The sequence below is a fragment of the Pseudoalteromonas sp. PPB1 genome, from assembly GCF_015356275.1.
Taxonomy (GTDB): domain Bacteria; phylum Pseudomonadota; class Gammaproteobacteria; order Enterobacterales; family Alteromonadaceae; genus Pseudoalteromonas; species Pseudoalteromonas rubra_D.
Window position 1 is genome coordinate 17200 of sequence record NZ_JACEQV010000035.1, and the last position, 21701, is coordinate 38900.

The 21701-nt window shown below is 46.0% G+C and carries 11 protein-coding genes; 5 read left to right on the forward strand and 6 right to left on the reverse strand.

Annotation, left to right across the window (positions count from 1 at the left end):
• Positions 1 to 19 precede the first annotated feature (19 nt).
• Positions 20 to 628: a TetR/AcrR family transcriptional regulator gene (locus IY568_RS22665; RefSeq protein ID WP_125559760.1), complete on the reverse strand. Its 609-nt coding sequence runs from the start codon at positions 626 to 628 to the stop codon at positions 20 to 22.
• Positions 629 to 1087: 459 nt separating this feature from the next.
• On the opposite strand from IY568_RS22665, the gene IY568_RS22670 reads away from it, so the two are divergent.
• The 3 genes from IY568_RS22670 (at position 1088) to IY568_RS22680 (ending at position 7442) form a co-directional block, all read left to right on the forward strand.
• Positions 1088 to 2263, forward strand: a complete 1176-nt coding sequence (locus IY568_RS22670) for an efflux RND transporter periplasmic adaptor subunit (RefSeq protein ID WP_125559762.1) — start codon at positions 1088 to 1090, stop codon at positions 2261 to 2263.
• A gap of 4 nt (positions 2264 to 2267) precedes the next feature.
• Positions 2268 to 5441, forward strand: coding sequence for an efflux RND transporter permease subunit (locus IY568_RS22675; RefSeq protein ID WP_010387206.1), 3174 nt, complete (start codon positions 2268 to 2270; stop codon positions 5439 to 5441).
• A gap of 297 nt (positions 5442 to 5738) precedes the next feature.
• Positions 5739 to 7442, forward strand: coding sequence for an AMP-binding protein (locus IY568_RS22680; protein ID WP_228553529.1), 1704 nt, complete (start codon positions 5739 to 5741; stop codon positions 7440 to 7442).
• A 61-nt stretch (positions 7443 to 7503) separates the two neighbouring features.
• Here the strand turns inward: IY568_RS22680 and IY568_RS22685 are convergent, their stop codons facing one another.
• A complete protein-coding gene (locus IY568_RS22685; protein WP_228553530.1) occupies positions 7504 to 8925 on the reverse strand; it encodes a flavin monoamine oxidase family protein in 1422 nt (473 codons plus the stop codon).
• A 366-nt stretch (positions 8926 to 9291) separates the two neighbouring features.
• Here IY568_RS22685 and IY568_RS22690 point away from each other — a divergent pair, with 366 nt between their 5' ends.
• Entirely contained in the window at positions 9292 to 13428 is a 4137-nt protein-coding gene (locus tag IY568_RS22690; protein WP_194868780.1) for a hybrid sensor histidine kinase/response regulator, read from the forward strand.
• Between the two features lie 48 nt (positions 13429 to 13476).
• Here the strand turns inward: IY568_RS22690 and IY568_RS22695 are convergent, their stop codons facing one another.
• The 4 genes from IY568_RS22695 to IY568_RS22710 all read right to left on the reverse strand — a co-directional run bounded on the left by IY568_RS22695 (position 13477) and on the right by IY568_RS22710 (position 18736).
• The gene (locus IY568_RS22695) at positions 13477 to 15198 is read right to left on the reverse strand and encodes an FAD-binding oxidoreductase (protein WP_194868781.1); all 1722 of its coding nucleotides are present in this window, start codon (positions 15196 to 15198) and stop codon (positions 13477 to 13479) included.
• Positions 15199 to 15769: 571 nt separating this feature from the next.
• Complete coding sequence (locus IY568_RS22700; RefSeq protein WP_194868782.1) at positions 15770 to 16666, reverse strand: ADP-ribosylglycohydrolase family protein; 897 nt, start codon at positions 16664 to 16666, stop codon at positions 15770 to 15772.
• Between the two features lie 138 nt (positions 16667 to 16804).
• The gene (locus tag IY568_RS22705) at positions 16805 to 17275 is read right to left on the reverse strand and encodes a DUF3291 domain-containing protein (protein ID WP_125559770.1); all 471 of its coding nucleotides are present in this window, start codon (positions 17273 to 17275) and stop codon (positions 16805 to 16807) included.
• A gap of 333 nt (positions 17276 to 17608) precedes the next feature.
• Positions 17609 to 18736, reverse strand: coding sequence for a serine hydrolase domain-containing protein (locus tag IY568_RS22710; RefSeq protein ID WP_194868783.1), 1128 nt, complete (start codon positions 18734 to 18736; stop codon positions 17609 to 17611).
• A 331-nt stretch (positions 18737 to 19067) separates the two neighbouring features.
• Here IY568_RS22710 and IY568_RS22715 point away from each other — a divergent pair, with 331 nt between their 5' ends.
• Positions 19068 to 20039, forward strand: a complete 972-nt coding sequence (locus tag IY568_RS22715; protein WP_194868784.1) for a transposase — start codon at positions 19068 to 19070, stop codon at positions 20037 to 20039.
• The last annotated feature ends 1662 nt before the right edge of the window (positions 20040 to 21701 follow it).

The following is a 21701-nucleotide window of genomic DNA, read 5'->3' on the forward strand; positions in this document are numbered from 1 at the left end:
AAAGCCGCGCGGGTCAGGTCTATTGTTGCGTGACGTATTTTATACCACCACAAAACAACTGACAGGCTTGATCAACAAACGCATCCAGATCCGCTTCAGCCAGAGGTGCCTGCCAGCGGATCGCCTGATCCCAAAACGTCAGCCGTTTTAATGCACCCCAGAAAAAAGCAGCGGCAAATGGCGCTGAGAAAGTACCCAGGCAGCCTGCCCGCGAGGCCTCTTCAAACCACAGGCTCATGGCTGCCTCGCATTGACTGAACTTGTTATTGAGCCTGTCTGCCTGTGCTTCGCAACGCATAGACTCAATCATCACTATGCGTGACAGCTTAATGTAGTCTTTATCCGACAGTAAGGACACGGCACTGTCGGCCAGGTGCCGTAGCTGTACTTCAAAATCATAATTAGGGATAAACTGAATGGTCGTAATAGGCTGTATTCTTTCAATTAGCGAAATAACCACAGCATCAAATAAGGCTTCTTTCGTTGCATAATGCTTGTATAAAGTGCGTTTGGATACCCCGGCAGCACTGCATATTGCTTCCATTGTGGTCGCCTGTAGACCCCGTTGTGCAAATTCTTCTACCGCTGCACTTAAGATAGCCTGTTGTTTTTCAGTAAGCTGGGTCATCGACTCGGTCATCAGTTCAAAATTAACAGCAGTTTAACTTAAAAAGGTCCAACATTAAAGTAAACGATTTCGTATACACAACCAAATAAAAGTACACGGAGCCGTTTACCTCCAGATTGATTAAGTATACACTTGCGTATACTTGCACTATTGTCGAACTATCTCAGCACTGTGCAGCCTGCTGATAAATCATGCTTCATAGGCAATAAACGGTGCTTTTTATTCATTCGGTTCGTTCTGCTTTGGTGTAAACAGAGCGAAGCATGGCAAGATATTCACTGGCATTAAAGCAAAATCTCGCAATGATGATGCAGCACACGCAAGTTAAAAAGCAGTGCTACACTTACTTGATTGGTTTGTAACCACGCCAGCGAAAAATGCAAAAGAAAACCCAATAAATGAGAGGTAAACTTGCCTCTACTCAGGAATAAAAAATTTTAATTAGGATTTGGAGTGTACATGTATCCAGCCCATAACAGCAGTCGTGTAGTACACCTGGCAACAGCAGTATTGTCTGCACTCGTTATTTCTGCCTGCTCCGAGGCACCTCAAAGCCAGGGAGGTCCATCCATGCCACCTGCGCAAGTGAGTATCAACAAGGTCACAACCCAAAGTGTGCCGTTCAACATCGAACTGCCAGCCACACTTGCCGGTGATAAAGAAGTAGAGATCAGAGCGCGCGTGTCCGGTCTCATTGAGTCGCGTAACTTTGAAGAGGGCCAGTACGTTAAAGCAGGACGTTCTTTATTTACCATTGAGCTTCGTCCCTTGCAACTTGAACGAGACAAAGCAGAAGCCGACCTCAATGCCGCTAAAGCGAATGTAGCACAGGCAAAACGTGAGAAAGACAGGCTTGAACGACTCAAAGATGAGCGTTCCGTTTCAAAACGCGATTTTGATAACGCCGTTTCCGCCTATGAAGTTGCCATCGCCAATCTGGACTCTGCCAAAGTAGCACTCAGTGAAGCACAACTGGATTTAGAATATGCGCAGGTTAAAGCGCCTGTCTCAGGGATCATGGGTCGAGAGTTCGTATCTCAGGGCAGCTATGTCTCCGGGCCGACCGTACTGTTAAGTGAACTCACCGATACCGGCAAGATGCGGGCACGGTTTGGGTTTTCTGAACGAGAGCAGCTGGCTATGCGACAGGATGTTGAAAATGGCACACTGAGCCTGCCTAAGAATAATGAGTTTAATGCCACCATAGTGCTTCAGGATGGCTCTGTCTATGCGCATTCAGGCAAAGTCGATTTCTCGGATGTCCGGGTAAACCGCTTTACTGGTACCAGTGAATTACAGGCCCGGATCAACAACCCGGATGGTGAGCTGCGTCCAGGTCAGTTCGTCCGCGTTCGTTTGTCCGGTGCAGTGCGCAATAACGCCATTGTGCTGCCGCAACGTGCCGTATTAGACAACGGCACGGGTAAATTTGTCTATCTTGCTACTGAAAACGAACAAGGCATGACCGTTGCGCTGCCTGCGCCAGTTGAGGTAGGTGAATGGGTCAACCTGGATGGCAAAAACATGTGGGTAATACGACAGGGCCTGACCCCTGGCCAGCCTGTGATCGTTGAAGGTATGGCGCGCATATTCTTCCCAGGAATGCCAGTTAGCGTGAGCGGCGAAGGAGAATAATCGTATGTTCTCTAAGTATTTTATTGATCGCCCGATCTTTGCTTTTGTGATCTCAATAGTCATCGTACTGGCAGGTCTGGCCGCAATGCGTACCTTGCCCATCGCTCAGTACCCGGAGATCGCACCGCCTCAGGTTCAGGTAACAGCTTTTTATCCTGGCGCATCTGCCGATGTCCTGGAGCAGACAGTGGCAGCTCCGATAGAAAATGCCATCACAGGCGTTGAGGGCATGATGTACATGGAGTCAACCAGTACCAGCTCTGGCACAACCACTATCACAGTGACGTTTGAGATAGGCACCGATATTGATCAGGCTGCAGTAGACGTCAACAACCGGGTAAAACAAGTTGAAGCGCGCTTACCGGAAGAGACACGCCGTCAGGGTGTGGTTGTTGCGAAAGGCTCATCCAGCTTCTTACAGGTTCATGCGTTTTATTCGCCGGATGGGACGCGTTCCAGCTTGTGGACATCAAACTACGTCACCATGAATATCCTGGACCGTATTAAACGTATCCCCGGCACCACCAGCGTTCAAATATTCGGTGCCAAAGATTACGCCATGCGTGTCTGGATCCGCCCTGATCTTATGAGTCAGCTTGGTGTTACTGTTGAAGAGATCACCGCAGCCATTCGTGAGCAAAACTCACAGTATGCGGCGGGTACCATAGGTGCCACACCAACCAGCAGCCAACCTCAGGAGTTAGTGTACAGCGTAACCGCCAAGGGTCGTTTATCTACGCCTGAAGAATTTGAAGCCATTATCATTCGCGCAAACCCGGATGGCTCTACCCTGCGTCTTAAAGATGTCGCGCGTGTTGAGCTGGGCTCCAAAGATTACAATTTTGCCGGTACCTTTAATGGTAAAGATGCCGTACTGCTGGGCGTATTTTTACAACCGGGTGCCAATGCACTGGATGTAGCGAACGAAGTAGAATCCGTGATAGCAGAGCTTCGTCAACAGTTTCCTGTTGGCCTGGATCACGGTATTCCGTACGACACTACACGCTTTGTGGAAGTGTCCATTCGTGAAGTATTGATCACCCTGGTCGAAGCCATGGTGTTGGTATTTTTGGTCGTTTACCTGTTCCTGCAAAACTGGCGCGCCACTTTAATTCCGACTCTGGCAGTCCCGGTTTCTTTATTAGGCACATTTGCCGGACTGTATATGCTCGGCTATTCCATCAATACCCTAACACTGTTCGGTATGGTGCTGTCTATTGGTATCGTCGTTGATGATGCCATCGTGGTACTGGAAAACGTCGAGCGGATCATGCACGAGCAACACCTTAATGCTCGTGAAGCGGCCATTAAAGCGATGCAGGAAGTAAGTGGTCCTGTTGTCGCTATTGTACTGGTATTGTGCTCAGTGTTCGTCCCTATCGCATTCCTGGGCGGCTTAACAGGTGAATTATTCAGACAATTTGCGATTACCATCTCCATATCCGTCAGTTTATCAGGTGTGGTCGCGCTGACGATGACCCCGGCGCTGTGTGTCATGATCCTCAAACATGAGCACAAGCAAACCGCGGGCTTCTTCTTGTGGTTCAATAACTGGTTCCAGCGCGTCACCGGCCGTTATGTGGGCTCCGTGAGCTTTATGATAAGACGTGGCTTGCTTGGTGTGGTGCTGATGGCCTCTATGGTCGGCGCAACCATGTTTATATGGCAAAAAACCCCGGGGTCTTTGGTCCCGGATGAAGATCAAGGCTTCTACATCGCCGCGGTATTCCTGCCTGATGGTTCGTCACTGGAGCGCACTGCTGCAGTGGTTGAGGAAGTCGTTGCTGCCGCTCAGTCTAATCCGGCCAATGAAAACGTGGTTGCTTTTACTGGGTTTGATTTCATTGGTGGCGGTTACAAAAACAGTGCTGCGACGCTGTTCATCACACAGAAACACTGGGATGAGCGAGAAATCGACACGAAATCACTGGTTGGCGAGTTGTTTATGAAGACCGCTGGGATCAACGAAGCGCTGGTTCTGGCCTTCAATCCCCCAGCTATATTCGGCCTGGGCACCACCGGGGGCTTTGAGGTTTACCTGCAAAATAAAGCGGGTACCGATCCTGAACGTCTCAAGCAAGGCATGCAAATGCTAATGGGCGAAGCACAAAAGAGTCCGATACTTGCGGGTATTCAGACACTGTGGCGTCCGGATGCACCACAGCTGAAAGTTCACATGGACCGGGAACAGGCTCGCGCTATGGGCGTAAATATCAACTCAGCATTCAACGCGCTGGCTGCCAACCTGGGCAATTACTACGTCAATGACTTCAATAAGTTCGGTCGAGCCTGGCAGGTGCTGTTATCGGCCGAGGCTGAATTCCGTATGACGCCAGAAGACGTTGGCCGTATCTATGTGAAAAACAATCGTGGCGAAATGGTCCCTATTTCAGCATTTACTGACATTGAGTACAGCCGTGGACCGGAAACTCTGCAACGTTACAATAACCTATCGGCCGTTAAACTGATGGGTAATGCAGCGCCGGGATACAGCTCAGGTCAGGCCATTGCGGAGTTTGAGCGTATCGCAAAACAGGTTCTGCCACCGGATATGACCTTTGAATGGACAGCCTCTGCTTATCAGGAAAAGCGCAGCTCAGGTACAACTGGCCTGGCACTTGGACTGGCTGTTGTGATGGTATTTTTAATCCTCGCGGCACTTTACGAGCGCTGGTCTCTGCCTATTTCGGTGTTACTGGCACTACCTTTTGGTACCTTTGGCGCACTTATTTCCATCTGGGTTGCAGGCTTAACCAATGATGTTTACTTCCAGATTGGCCTGGTCACCTTACTGGGTCTGGCCAGTAAAAACGCCATTCTGATCGTTGAGTATGCACTGATGAAGACACAGCAAGGCTGGAGTCCGGCAGCTGCTGCACTGGAAGCAGCACGACTGAGGTTCCGCCCTATCATTATGACTTCGCTGGCCTTCATACTGGGCGTAGTACCTCTGGTATTGAGCTCAGGCGCTGGTGCGGGTGCACGTCATAGTGTAGGTACCGGTGTCATGGGCGGCATGCTTGCTGCAACCTTCCTGGCAGTGTTCTTCCTGCCCCTATTCTTCTACTGGTTAACGGCAAGGCGTGTATCTGAGAAACGCTCTAAACAGGAACTCAGTGAAGAGATTGCACAGCAGCACAAAGCTGAGCACGTAGATACCAAAGAAGATCTGGCCTAACTTTTCTGGTCGAATACAAGCGCCGATCACTCTATGAGTGCCGGCGCTTTTTTGCTTTTTACCTGAATAGTCTTCCTAAGCCCATCCGCTTACTTTTGATAACGGTTTCCTTGCTGGCTGTTCACCCTGTTTCCTTAGCCATTAGTCTAATTTCATGCCGATCCATCGGCTCTCGCTTGCAATGGGGCAAACTTTGTTATTTCTTTGAGTTATAGCTTATTACCATTTTAAGCTCCCTGATTGGTTTCGCAGGTGCACTGGATAGTAAAAAGCAATGACAACAACAAGGAGTAGATAATGACAACATCAGCAATGAACCCGACCCTCAGTTATCACCGAGGTCCCTCTGACACGCCTTTACTTGATCAAACCATTGGCGGCTTTCTGGAGCACATTGTCGAACAGTTCGGCGACCGTGAAGCAATTGTTGTTTGCCATCAGCAACAGCGCCTCAGCTACCGAGAGTACCTTAAGCGTATTGATGAACTGGCAGCCGCCCTGTTACATTGCGGGATCCAGCCTGGCGACAGAGTTGCACTCTGGTCGCCCAATAACCTTGAGTGGTCTCTCGTGCAATTTGCCACAGCGCGGATCGGTGCCATTATGGTGTGTCTGAATCCGGCGTACCGCCCTGCCGAGCTGGAGTTTGCGCTCAATAATGCGGGCTGTAAGATGCTCATTATGGCCACCCGGTTCAAACACAGTCACTATGTCGATATGCTTAAAGAGCTCGCCCCGCAGTTGGAAGAGCATTCTTTTGGTGAGCTATGCGCACCTACACTGCCTGATCTGACCCATGTTGTGGTGATCCCTCAGCAAGGAGAGCCAACCCCAGCAGAATTGTGTGATTTCAATCAGTTGCTTTCACTCGCGTCAGATCAAGATTACAACACCCTGCGCACTATCGGAGCCAGATTAAGCCCCGACAACGCCATCAATATCCAGTTTACCTCAGGAACAACCGGCAACCCTAAGGGCGCAACATTAACCCATCGTAATATTCTCAATAATGCCAACCTGGTTGCGCAGACCATGCAACTTACAGAGCAGGATAAGCTCTGTATTCCGGTTCCGCTGTACCACTGTTTCGGTATGGTGCTGGGCAACCTGGTTTGTCTCAGCCAGGGGGCTTGCGCAGTGTTCCCCAACGATGCTTTCGATCCGCTTCTGACACTGCAAACCGTCGAGGCCGAGCAGTGTACGGCACTGCACGGCGTGCCTACTATGTTTATCGCACAACTGGAGCACGAGCAGTTTGATCAATTCGACCTGAGCTCACTCAGAACCGGTGTCATGGCGGGAGCCACTTGTCCGGAAAAAGTAATGCGTGATGTGCAGACAAAAATGCACATGACAGACATCTTAATTGGCTATGGCCAGACCGAATGCAGCCCCATTAATCATATTACTGAAGTGTCGGCCCCATTGATTAAACGAGTGACCACTGTCGGTCGTGCCATTGCCCATACTGAAGTGAAAATCATTGATGAAAGTGGTGAGCTTACTCTCAGGGGCGTGCCCGGCGAGGTGTGTGCTCGAGGATATTGTGTCATGCAAGGCTACTGGCAGGATGATGCCAAAACCCGGGCAACCATAGATGCACAAGGCTGGTTGCATTCTGGCGATCTGGGTGTAATGGATGACGAAGGGTATGTCACTATTGTGGGACGCATCAAAGACATGATCATCCGCGGCGGCGAAAACATCTACCCCCGGGAGATTGAAGAAGTTTTGTATCATCACCCTGACATTCAGGATGCGGCAGTATTTGGGATCAACGATGAAAAATATGGTGAAGAAGTTTGCGCCTGGCTTCAACTAAAACCGGATCATTATGTTGATGAGCAAGCCATTAGAACTTACTTACAAGACAAGCTTTCCTACTTCAAAGTCCCCAAACACATACGTATTGTAGATACTTACCCCATGACGGTGACTGGAAAACTACAAAAGTTCAAAATGCGTGAAGCAATGGAAAAGTCACTCAACGGACCGGCTTAAATAAGGGCTAAAACGCACGTTTAGCCCCTTGCATCAATGACAAAGTCATCTACAAATGAGATTACAGGCTAAGCAGCTGGTGATCCAGTGCCTGGGCAGCCTCTTCCGCTGCCCGATACCCTGAAGCAACCGCACCTTCCATATAACCTGTCCAGATGTCTGCCGTTTCTGTTCCGCAGAAATGAAAAGACCCGAGCGTTTTTTTCAGGTTATCGGCGAACTGAGTGAGCTTGCCAACCGCAAGAGGAGATTCACACCCCCTCTGATAAGGTACTGCCTGCCAGTCTGTCTCCACATAATCCACAGCCTCAAATGCCTCATTGCCAAAGAATTGGCTCAGAACTGCAAGCACTTGTTCCTTGCGTTCATCCAGCGACAACGCGCGCATTGCGTCACTACTATTTACAAATACGGTAAGTAAACCCGGTCCATTGCTGTTACGGGAACAATCAAAAGTACTGGTCAGCACCTCGTTTGGGATGAATGAAATACCACTCAAGCCCTGCGCACGCCAAAATGGTCGAGTATATAACAGGTGGGCCTTGATGCTGCCTTCACTCGTATCCCATTGCTCAATAAGCTGCCTTTTATTCGATAACAACGGCGGCTCGAACTGAATATTACCGAGTAAACTGGGTGCCATAGCGAATATCACACGCTGACACAAAATAACTTGCCCGCTCTGGCAGCTGACCAGGCAAAATTCGCCGTGTTCCTCTACTTTGGTCACAGCATCAAATTGCACATGTTCTGCCAACTGCTGTTGCAGCGCCAGACAAATCGACTGTGCTCCCTCTTTGATAATACGGTCCTGCGCCCCCCCGGTGATGACTTCTAGTTGCTCAATACTGCCAGCACTTCGTATATAGTGGAGTAAAAATAAAAAGGAGATTTGTGCGATCGGAGCTGCTAAAAATGAGCGGACGGAATAATCCAATTCTTCTATCGCAGTGGCGGAATAACCTTGGCCCACACACCAATCATATGCAGTTTGACCATCCCAGGCCTGAGCGCTCTGGGCCAACCAGGGTGCATGTATGGGTAAGCTTGCCGCCAACCTATTAAGGGTTGCACGTATTGTAGCCAATTCATTTTGAACTTGCGCTGGGAGGTCATCTTGCGATATTGGCTCCCCCTCCTGTGGCGTTGTAAAGGTCGAAAGCCCCAACTCAGCAATTAGAGATTGCATATGAATATGTGTCGCACCTACCCACTGTGCACCGCCATCGACAATATGGCGCTCCCCGCCTGTTGTTGTCAGCTGTTGATTCAAGGTCCGCCCACCAACCCGGCTTTTTGCTTCAAGTAGCTTAAAGTGGTAGCGGTTTTGGTCTGACAACTGCTTTGCCGCCGCCAGCCCGGCTAACCCACCCCCGATAACAACAATATCAGTCACATCCTTGATACTTTCAAAGTTAACATTGTCCAGCACTTGAGATGCCAAGTGCTTTAAGTTAGTAGTATGATCTGTTGGTGCTTTCATTTTTCTATCCTTGTATGTGGTGATAACTAAGTTGTCTAAACATCTGCACACTAGGATAAGAGCCAGGGACTCGTTTAAGTATGTATTTGTTGTCAGCGAATGTGGCAAAGTGTGAGAGAGTGCTGGAAACCATCAAGGTTGCGTTCATGTTTCAATCGTTTTGACATCGTTCCAAAGCAATAGACCGATAAATGTCGGCACTATTTTGCTTAATGGCATAAACAGTATTGGGATAGACTGAAACCTGCTCAGCAAATAATAAATTTTTAACAGTATAAACAACTAAATGCATAGAAATCGAACGCAATTTCTACTAGCCTAGTAACACGAGTTACGCTTTTTAAGCATCTTTCATGGTTGCCAATCATGCATTTGGGTAAACGGCTTTTTGTAGTCTATATCGTTTTGGTCTTGATGGCTGTTGCGCCAGCGTTGTGTTTTGGCAACATCCCAGTACTTGCTAATCAATACTCAGTTAAAAAGCTGACTGCTGAGGACGGCTTTGTCTCATCCGAAATCTATTCAATAATACAAGATCAGCAAGGCTTACTCTGGTTCGGTACCGCTGAGAATGGTGTGATGCGCTATGATGGCCGTAAGGTCACTCTGTTTGAGTTTGATGGTCAAAGTGACAGCGGCTTGTCACACAATGATGCTGGCAACCTGATGTTAGATAGAAATGGCGACATATGGATTGGCACCTGGGGTGGAGGTGCTAATCGCTATGACCCAAAGACCGGACAGTTCGAGAACTTTCTTCATGACCCTAAACAGCCAACCTCAATTTCAGCAAACCGGATCCAGTCTTTATATCATGATCTGGATGGTTCAATCTGGTTGGGCTCATATGATAGTGGCCTTAATCGATACCTGGGAGAGGGTAAGTTTGAGCACGTCAGTAAAAGCACTGACTCAGTCACCGGCCTGTCTCACAATCGAATATGGGACATCGAAAATGATGGTATGGACCGCCTTTGGATAGCGACCAGTTACGGCCTGAACCTCTACGATAAAACCACGCAACGCTTTAACTATTTTTTCCCTGACCCAACAAACACCACCCCCACTGGCACCAATGAAATCAGGCACATTTTAAAAACGTCGCATAACAAACTATACGTCGGAACCCAGCAAGGACCTTTTGCATTCGACCCTGCCAGTGCTGAGTTCAGTAAAATTGGCGCTCAAGATGGCACCGACCTCGGACAGGTGAACTCAATGATTGAGGATCAGGAGGGTTATATCTGGTTTGTTACCAGTAAAGGCGTATTCAGGCAGCACCCGTCAAATGAAGAATTGGTGCAACTGGAACTTGAGTACAATAATGGCATGCGGATAATATTTGAAGACAATGCCAAAACGCTGTGGATCACTAATGAAGTACACGGTATTTTTAAACTGGTCCCACATCGTAAATTCAAATCCATCAGCAATTCAATGCTCAAAGCACCAAATGGAATTGCTGCAGATAAAAATGGAGACCTGCTTGTTGTCAATTCGACTTCTCACTTGCTCAGGTGGGATGTTGCATCTCAAACCCTACACCCCCTTTCTGAGCCGCTATTTAATGAATCTAACGGCTTTAGTGAAAATCGACTCCTTGAGCGCCCGGTTTTACATCTTGATGGCGATGCCACTTTGTGGGTCGCGCAGGATGAAGGGTTAGCACAGTTCAACCTGGATACACGTGACGTGACAATTATTCGTTATCCAAAGGATGACCCAAATCACAGGCAATTTAGAGAAATAAGAGCGCTTGCCGTTGATAAACAAGGCAACCTCTGGGTAGGTACATACAAAAACGGAGTTTACATTTATAACCCGGACACTAGCACCTTCAGACACCTCGATACCTCCTATGGCTTGTCACACCCAGAAGTGCTAACCATATACAAAGATGATACCCACAACATGTGGGTCGGCACCGGTAATGGTGTAAACTTGTGGCTTGAAAAAGAGCAAATTTTTCAGCCCTTTGTGAATAACCCATATCGTGAAGACAGCCTGCTTGGCAGCATTGTACAGGATATCTACCAAACCCAGGATGGGCAGATCTGGATTGCCACCCAGCAAGGGCTCAACCTGTATCAGGCCAAGACAAACAACTTTACGCACTTTAGCACGCAAAATGGCCTACCAAGCAACTTGATCCGCGCTATCTCTGACGATATGAGAGGTAATTTATGGCTAACTACAAACCGAGGCATCACTAAGTTTTCACCGTCTACGGGGAAAGTGAGTAATTTTGACAGCCATAATGGATTGCTTGGATTAAATTACTACTCCGATAGCCTGGTCAAAGCCAAACGAGACCTGCTCTTTACCAGTAGCCAACGCGGTATCGAATATTTCAGCACACGTCCTTTGCAATCAACCCTCAAAGACCCAACGCTTATCTTGACGGGCTTTAATAAAATGGGCCAGTCTGTAAAGCTCGACAAACCCTATTCATACGTCACAGATATCTACCTCACCTACCTGGATTATATTTTTTCTCTTGAGTTTTCCGTGCTTGATTTTGTGTCGCCTAATAAAAACCAGTATGCCTATAAACTTGAAGGCTATGACGACAACTGGATAGACATTGGCAACCGAAACTCAGCCACATTCACAAATCTGGATGGTGGCACCTATACATTTCAGGTAAAAGCCACGAATAGTAGAGGTGAATGGAGCGAGCAACTGTTATCTATTAACTTACACGTTGCCCCACCGCCCTGGAAAACCTGGTGGGCCTACACACTCTATGCCATAGCATGTGCTTTGCTTATTTTTACCGTCATCTATCTGCGCACCCGCATGCAAAAAGCGGAAATCAATCGCCAAAAGCAATTCGTAGTGCAACTCGAAGAGCAAGTTTCACAGAAAACGGCTTCTTTGAAGTCACAAGCGATGGAACTTGAAGCTGCACTCAAAAAAGCAGAGCAAGCAACCCGACTGAAATCTGAATTTTTAGCCAACATGAGTCATGAGATAAGAACCCCAATGAACGGGGTGCTGGGCATGCTGGAGCTTCTCAAGCACAGCGAATTGACACCTGAGCAGGCGCATTCTGTCGGCATTGCCAGTAACAGTGCTCACTCCTTACTGAGCCTGATCAACGATATTCTGGATTTTTCGAAGATTGAGGCTGACAAACTGGAACTTGAGTTCATCGATTTCGATGTCAGACAGCTATTTGAGCAGCTGGCTGAATCCATGGCGCTCGGCGCTCAAACGAAAGGCGTCGGCTTAGTCATCGACCTGACGGGTATCCAAACAGCCATGATCAATTCAGACCCAGGCAGGATCCGACAAATCGCGGCAAACATCCTGAGTAATGCAATTAAGTTTACTGAGCAAGGCGAAATCGTGATGAGCGCGTCTTTGACTCATTCTATCAGTGAAGACAAAACCCTACTCACCTGTCGCATTCAGGATACCGGGATTGGCATACCCGAAGAGATGCTTTCAAGCTTGTTTGATTCCTTCACTCAGGTTGATGCTTCCACCACCAGAAAATATGGCGGGACTGGATTGGGCCTGAGTATAACCAAACGGCTATGCCAGTTGCTGGGTGGCGATGTGTCTGTTTCTAGCACCGTTGGGAGCGGCAGTTGTTTTGAATTCACATGTCAGGTCAACCCATGTGAGATCACGGAACCAAATGCCCCCGCATTTTCGTCATTGAACATCCATGCCTTGCTAGTGGACTCGGATACCTCAAGTAACGAAGTTATAAAGCATCAGCTCGAGCGCTGGGAAGTACAAGTTAGCGAAGCGCACAGCGCAGAACAGGCTTTGCAGATACTCTCTGCAAGCAGCATTGACATTGTGTTTTTCAGCAGAACACTGCCCACAATGAGTAGTAAGTTAATGACCCATGAGATCAGACAAAACCGCCAGCTTAGTCAGCTAAAGCTCATCATGATGACGCTACTGGATGAACAGTTTGATGCGGTTGAATCAAGCCCGGTACCCCTGGATGGCTACTTCACAAAACCAGCTACCCAACACGATTTGATGAAAGCACTGTCTGGCTTAGTGCCCACTAATAGTCTGGAAGAGGGTACCAAACCCAGCGACAAACCAGATCAGGACGATATACAAGACTTCCCATGGGCAAAAGACACCCATGTATTGCTAGTCGAGGACAATAAAGTAAACCAATTAGTTGCAACGCGGATCTTAGAGCACCTGGGCGTAACAATCGACATTGCAGAAAATGGCATAGAGGCATTGGACAAACTGCGTGACACGGAAACCCAAGTCTATACCCTGGTATTGATGGATTGCCAAATGCCAAAAATGGACGGCTATGAAGCCACCCGTCGTATTCGCTCTGCTCAGGCTGGCAATCATTATACCGATATCCCCATCATCGCAATGACGGCAAACGCAATGCAAGGCGACAGGCAAAAGTGCCTGGATGCGGGTATGGATGACTATATAACAAAACCCATAGAGTCTGCCAAAGTAACAGAAAAGCTCGAATACTGGGTAAACAAAACGACTATTACCTGAGTGGAATGATTATTGGCTGGCCATGCGCCAGCCAATAATCATGAATTGTTAGATAATGGTTTTTCTGCTTCTAAACAGGCATTTGGAGTCCTGACTTTGGTCGAGTTTAACGCCAATTAGCGACTCATAGCTGTCACCAAAGTAATCTTCGGTTTTCACTGCTGCATCCTTAAAGCTGATAAATGCCCCTCTCGTGTCTGGTATATCAAAACTTCGGCACGACTCAATCCAGTCTTGCGCTCTGTTTTCATAAAACCGCGTTGAGATCTGCTTTGCGACATCTTCGGGGTCATTACCCTGCTCCGGCTGATCCCACCACGCCTGATACTGGATCGTAAAGGGCCTGTCCTGATAGGGGAAAGCACAGCTCACTTTATCCTGTTCTGATAATTGCTGTTTATCTGCATAATACTGGCCACTGATAGCGCCCAAGGTAATGTAAGCCGCAATATTGCTGTTAGTTTTATCTGCGTATAACAAGGTAGATTGCAGTGACTTAACTAGCGCTTTTCGGCCATCACTTCCCCAGCTTTGAGTGGGCATCCTTGACGTAATCTTGTGTGGTGCCGGCTCGTCTGTTTCAAGCTGAATACCACCTACCTCCCTGTCCCAGCTATCAAAGTCCAGAGAGTACCCTGTGCTATTAGTCGCTGCATTAAACTCTACTGCATGTGCACAGGTTCTCTGATAAAACTCGTTGAATTCATGAATGACATCATTTGCTTGCTGTTGCTTTTCGCTATCAGTTAAGCAAGGATCCTGATTAATTAGAGATACCAAATAGTAAGCCCACTGTGTCATCATGGTTTCCAGTTCAGTTTTCGTACCACCAAAATGACCATTCAGTTGCCAGCTTAGGAGTGCGTTTTCACTGATTTCGGATGCGTGTTTCACCCCTTTGGCATTCACTTTAAGGTTAGTGCCTATCAGGTTTGGATTTTGACCAGGTGCGGTTAACTGCTCCCAGGCCGCGATAATGTCAACAGCCTTGATCTTTTCAAGCGCCGGAAATGAGTCGCTTTTAATCACAAAACTCTGCGCAATAGAAGGTAATTTGAAAGGCCTGAAAACCAACTCAGTAACGATACCATAACTAAGTCCGCCACCACCTCGCAGTGCCCATAATAAACTGTTGTTTTGATCCGGGTCCTTGCGTATTTTATCGTCCGACAAGCAGAGCTCCTGATTGAGCTCTGCACTCTCGCCCAAGTAATTCACAGAACCATCACCAAGCACTATGGTTGCACCAACCAATCGCTCACACCCCATACCATACTTGCGTGTCCAGGGTCCCCAGCCACCGCCCATGGTATACCCAGCAATTGCTACACTCTGACACGTGCCATGAGGAATACCAAAATGATATTCATCGAGCTTTGTCTTAATATTCTCAAAGATAGCACCGGGTTGAATACGCACACCAAACACTTGTCCAGCACTGGATGGCAAACTGGCCTGATACACATTAACACTATCCATCAGATTAAAATCTATCAGTAGCTTGCCAGTTGCAACGCACTCACCTTCATGATCATGACCACCAGACTTAACAGCGATTTCAATATCATTCTTGGTTGCATGCTCAATCAGCGCAGCAACCTGTGCCGTATCTTTAACCTGCACAATGACACTGGGCATAAAATCAAATCTGCGATTAAAAACTTGACGTGATTTGTCATACTCGTCACGACATTCACCAGGGCTAAGTATAATTGGCGGGTTGGCAGCGAAAGGTTCAAACAGGTGTTTCAGGTCGTCGATCAAAGACATAGCGACTTATTCCTTTTGTAATAGTTCTTAGCAACATTGTGTGCCGATACGATAACTAAAACCATTACACCGTGTTACAACACTCGCACTTGAACAAACTTGTGGAACTACGCACGCTCCTGAGAGTGTAAAGCCTAAAACCTGTCTAATAGGCATGTGAATACTTGGCTAACATTAGCGATGAACAAAAAAACCAACTGGTTTGCACCCTTTTAAGTAATTTTTTATTTGCTCACTACGGGATACCTATCTCCCATAATTGTTCATTTGTAAGGTACTCAATTTGTTTTTTATGTAATTTTCTCAAACCTAAACAGTAGTGACTTTTAAATAGAAGTTTTGACTCAGTCAGCATAAATACTACTAATTCGAAACTTGAATCATGATCAAGCCAAATATTGAGCGTGAACTGCTTATTGTTAATTGAAACAATTTTATCAACACACAAACCGATTGATTGAGCTAAATACTGTTCTCGATAAAACTCTAATTTTTCATAGATGATAGATGTGTCCATAGACATATAACACCTGATAGTGCGACGCTGTCAGGCACCCGCACGACCCACTTGTTAGCTGGCAAGTCCCGCTCGATATAAATCCAAAGCGAGCTGCTTAATTTCACCGGCCATTGTTATTGATTCTCGCCACTCTTTGGGTATTTCACTATACCCATAATAAGCTCCTGCAATTTGCCCACATATTGCCGCTGTTGTATCTGCATCGTTTCCGATATTCGCTGCGAGTAATATTGCATCCTTAAAGTTTTCGCCATGGTAAAAGCACCAAAGTGCAGAGATCAAGCTTTCAATCACGTAGCCACTGCCAGTGAGCTCCATGTATTCCAAAGTATTAAAGCTGAATTCAGATATCGGCAGCAACTCAGCGCAAAAGTTGCCAGGAATGGCTTGGAATATTTCGTTCTTACTATTAGCGTTGAACGCTTTGTGAATTAAATAGCCAAAAAGCTCGCAAGATTCAATACACAGAGGAGAACCATGCGTAGTTCGTGAACTTTCTCCCGCATACTTTATACAAGCATCAATATCCCCGAAATAATATATGGGTATCGGCGCCAATCTCATAATGGAACCATTGCCGGATGAAAACTGGTCGATAGAACCGCTAAAAGGATTCCTGGTTTCCAGGTACTTTCTCAGCGCGTCAGATACCGTCATTCCAATATCAAAACACTTTCCGTTACTGCTCATGTAACCATCACGATACCAATCACAATAGCGATTCATTTGATCAGTTGGATCAAACGCTTTCTTACGGAGCAGGCTATGAGCTAAACATAACGCCATCGAGGTGTCGTCGGTCCACTGCCCTTTCTTTAGATTGAAAGGACCGCCACCGACCATATCCTCAATTGGCTCAAAAGAGCCTCTTGACGCAAATTCCAACGCAGTGCCTACTGCGTCGCCACAAGCAAGCCCTACCAAAGAACCTATTATTCTATCTTCCAAATTAACTCCATTTTCTCAGAGAACTAGCAAACGCCCATTCCAAAACTGGTCTCTATACATAAGTTTTGAACATAGCGAAACATACAAGATACAGGTACAGATGGGTGTCTGTGTTTTTTTGTGTTATTTATGGTGGATTTAATCAACAAGGCCCTTACGTACACTTTTTGCTTCACTCTCAGTAAAGTTAGCCTTAAAAGTAAATGCATAAGCCGTGTCACCTATTTTTCTTAGGTGTTCCAATCGCTCTATGGCGTCGCTGAGATCAGGGATTTGATTATCTTCGATCCACCAAAGAACATACGTATCCTCCGGCAAACGATGAAACCACTCGCTTTTTCTGCGCATAAAATCACGATGATGAGTGCGGAACATAAAATTTTTCAATGAATCTACAGATTCCCAAACCGACATATTTACAATCATATTTGGGTCATCAAAGGCCTTTATTGATGTTGCATCACCGGACTCATCTTTTAGGCGCCAAACAAACCCTTCACTGCTTTCTGCTATTCCATTGACTAGATCTAGATTATCGACAAAATCTTTCATTTCCAGACTGTCTAGAGGATATTTTGCTAACGCTATGTTCAACTGTGCTAATTTCATACACATCGTTCCTTTTGATATTCCGAAAGCGTATAACGCCGTAGTCTGAGGAATCCCCAGATATTGAAAGTTCAAACTCATATGATGAACACGCTCGGCCTTGTTTGACTTAGTTCATATAGCCAAAAACCAGCCAGATAATAACACCATACGTGAGGCCTCTAGCCTACACGATATACTCAGAAAAAACTGCCTCCAAATTCATGTGCGCCTAGTGAGTAGCGCTAATCGGGTGCCTGTCTTGCTGTTCCACTGGGCTGGCAAACCGACAGGCATCCATTCCTAAATTCGTGCCCTCCTTCAAGTATACAACGAAGCGGAACTGGCCTACTGTTACGCATCCGACTTTGAGGCTTTGTTATATGCCATCAAATAGTCAAAAACCTTATCTGAAATAGCTTCTAACTTTGATTGAGTATTTTCCTCCGCTAAATTTGTTACGATGAAAATGCCAACATTTTTATTTGGGTAAATGGCCAGCCAACTAGATGTGCCCATTGAGCCACCACTTTGATAAAGCATCAGTTCATTGGAATCATCTTTAGTTGTGTACCAATAAAATGCCGAGCCATGGCCCGTCCAACTCTCTTCCAAAAGTTGATGAGAAATAGCCACCTCAGGCTCTGAGGATAACTGGTGTTGCATATAACGTGTGACAGACTCAACGTTTGAAGTTAATCCTCCACTAGCAAACCAATAAGCACTAGCCAAGGGCATTTGATTGCCATTTCCATCGGTACCGACTGTCACTTCACTTACCTCGGATTCTGTACGTCTAAATTTCGTTCCCAGCTCTCCAGACTTGCTCGTGATCATTTCAAAAACCAGCAACTCAAAAGGTTTTTGATAGACTGATTCCAGAATATATCCGGCTAAATTAGTACCAACGTTCGAATATAGGTAATCCTCACCAGGTTTAGAGTTAAGCTGCACTTTTTTAAGATCATCAAAGTAGTCATCTCTGGAGTATTTTGCTATTTTTTCAAAATATCTGCCTTGCTCAATATCTTCACGACTAACAGCAAAAGCTCCTGGAAGACCACTAGTATGGGTCAAAAGGTGTCGTAAAGTTATATATTGGTTAGACAGCTCTAAGTTTTTGTATTTTTTACCTTTAAGGTAATGACGGATATCTTTATCAAGCTCAACTTTCCCTTCAAGAATGGCCTTAGCAACAACTAACCCTGTATAAGTTTTGGTTAAAGAGCCAATTTCGTATATTGTTTGGTTGTTAGGCATATCGCCATTACTTAACGTCCCTAAATGATATTGGTGAGTATTTTCTGAGTCTACAATCGAAATTGAGACGACCTGCCCAACATTTCCATCAATAAATTCTATGAGCTCATGTTTAGTGTTTGATTCAAAATCTGTTGCATCATGACTTTTACAAGAGGCCAACGCTGCCATTAATGAAATAACCAATATCATTGATTTAGTTTGGGTTATGAATCGGTTCATTTTTTTCCTTTTAATATATTTTGAATATCATTCCTTAGACGATAAGATTCCGTAAAAGGTTTAAATGTTAAATTAACCCAGGTACTTAGCGCCTTAGTCCAGGGGGTTCAAGATATTGATATGCAAAATCAATGTGATGAACACACGGCAAAAAATCGGGAAGACGGCAGACACCCGGGAAGACGGCAGACACCCATTCCAAACAAGACGGCAGACACCCATTTCAAAGCTTGTCTGTCATACTTCGAATGACTAGCTGACCTCCCAAAAACTTGCCTGCCTGACTTCCACTATCTATGCTTTTTATCTGCCCCAAGGATAAGGACATAAAATGCCAACGGCACGGAAAAGCCAGATCAGCTTAGTTGACACAAAATACTACCATTGCATCTCTCGCTGTGTCAGGAGAGCCTTTCTATGTGGTAAAGACCCGTTAACAGGCCAGTCTTATGAGCATCGCCGTGAATGGGTTGAAGAAAAGCTACTCCTGCTGGCAAGCATTTTTTGCATTGATATCTGCGCTTACGCGGTTATGAGTAACCATACTCACATCGTTTTGTATGTGGATGATAAAAAAGCCAATCGATTGACCGACAAAGCGATTGTTATCCGCTGGCATAAGCTATTCAAAGGAAACTGGCTGACGCACAAATTTGTTGAAGATAACAAACTTAATACGTCCGAGCATATGATACTCAACGATATTATCGACAAATATCGTGAAAGGCTATCGAGCATCAGCTGGTTTATGCGCGTGCTCAACGAAGACATTGCCCGCAGGGCAAACAAAGAAGATGGCTGTACAGGTCGCTTTTGGGAAGGCAGGTTCAAATCCCAGGCGTTACTCGATGAAGCGGCGTTGGCTGCCTGTATGGCCTACGTTGATCTCAATCCAATCCGAGCCAAAATGGCCAACACACCGGAAACCTCTGAGTTCACCAGTATCAGCAAGCGCATTGAGCATGCTAAGCATGGAAAACAACCCAAAAACCTACTGCGCTTTGCTGGCAACCCAAAACAGAATATGCCCAAAGGGCTCCCCTTTGAGCTTAAATACTACATTGAACTGGTTGAACTAACAGGACGATGCATCCGTGCAGACAAACGAGGACATATCTGCGATGCACAGCCTATTCTCGCTCGATTGCAAATAGAGCCCGAAAACTGGCTAAAACTCACCACGCAATTTACCAAAGTATTCCACGGTGCAGTAGGCAGGCGTCATGCTATGAGTAAATATTGCACCCACCTACAAAAAAAGCGGCGCGCCAACCTAGCTAATTGTGAACGCTTATTAGGTTAGAATTCCCATTAACTGAAACTCAAATGATGACTGCCACACTCAGGCAGGACTTAACCGCGCCGCACAGTGTCAAATAGCGACTGTTTCAACGGAGCCGGCTTACCCACGAGCCCTTCATTCAGTCTTCCGTCTGTTTGTTAGAAATAGTGCTCACGCACAAAAATATACGCAAGAGGTATAAAGCCTGGATGTCTATGTAGCACTTGGGTATCTATGTAGCTCTGTAAAGTCTTGTGATTGGCTTTATAGGTAAAATACTACATAGATACGGTTGCGTGAATTAGTTCAGGGTAACCATGCTGATCACAGCCATTGACGTAGTAGTTTACTTTTTGGTCGGTTGCAAATGCAGCCAATATGAGCGAGTACAATTCAGAGAATACTTGGTTGGACTTCTTCAGAGCGATTAAGTCAGACTGCTCGCAATTGTATGGATTTTTCATTGAAGCGAATTTGAAGTATATTGTTCCATCAACATTATTTGTTGAGTGAGCATAGATTTCCCTAACATAAGTCGTACCGCTCCAAGAGCCTGCATGAGTAACAAATGAACAAATCGCCAATGTTGAACTTATAACGAGTGCTTTAATTTTCAAAATTTACCTCATAGTTAGCTTTTAATTTAACGCCCTAATAAGGGGCTGATAATGCGTGGCCAAACGGTGTAGTGAAGCGGAACTGAGTCAAGCTTTAGTGGCCCCACGCCCAATCAATTATTATACAGAACCAAGCCTTTTTTTACGATCTTTTAATGTAAAGAGGCACCAGATAACCACCTCAAATTGCTGAGCGCCGGTTTTGAATGGGTAAATGGGTTTCAACCTAAATTCCAGAGCCGATAACGCTGGGTGTCCGTGTATTTTCCTCACAAATAACGCTGGGTGTCCACGTATTTATTTATAAAGGAAGTACGGCATCAATCCCTTGCCATGAGGGGCTAATTTCAGGTAGCCCTAATTTTGAGGCTATAGCGCACGTCGCCTCTTTTGAAATATCTTGCATCATTAATAACCTCTTAGAGCAGCTGCTATATCATCTACATTTTTCAATGTGGCCTTTACCAACTCTAATTTTTAGCAGACACCCATTCCAAAGTTACACAAAATAGCGCGCTCACATTTACCCTAGAAGACACGTAACAAGAACCGATAACGCTGAGTGTCCGTGTATTTGTGCGTGATTTGCGTTGAACCCGTTAATGGTATTTCGATGAACCCCAGCAGCATTGAAAGTTGAAGCAGAGAGTGAATATTTCATTGCAGCCAAGCTCGCTAATCCTCCCCCTAATGAGGGTCCCGTTAATGATACGTGTATTCCCCACTTTTTTCGTACATTTTTTATCAGAAAAAAGGCGCTCAGAGAGCGCCGATTTTAAATGGGTGTCACCCTAAATTTTCTGTTTTAATCATATTCCCAGCGCCATCAACGTACTGTTTTTTGTAAGGTCCCTAACTCTAAAGTAACCAAATAGGTTGCCAACCTTCACTTCGAACCTTGAGTTAGTAAACACAGTCTTTATTCCATCAGGCGACAAATGTTGTGATTCAATAAAACCGGACACTATTTTAGGTGGTATTATTACCACTCAATGAGAGGTGTCTATGACCAGAAAACGTCGTACTTTTACACAGGAATTTAAGGTGGAAGCGGCCGCCTTGGTAC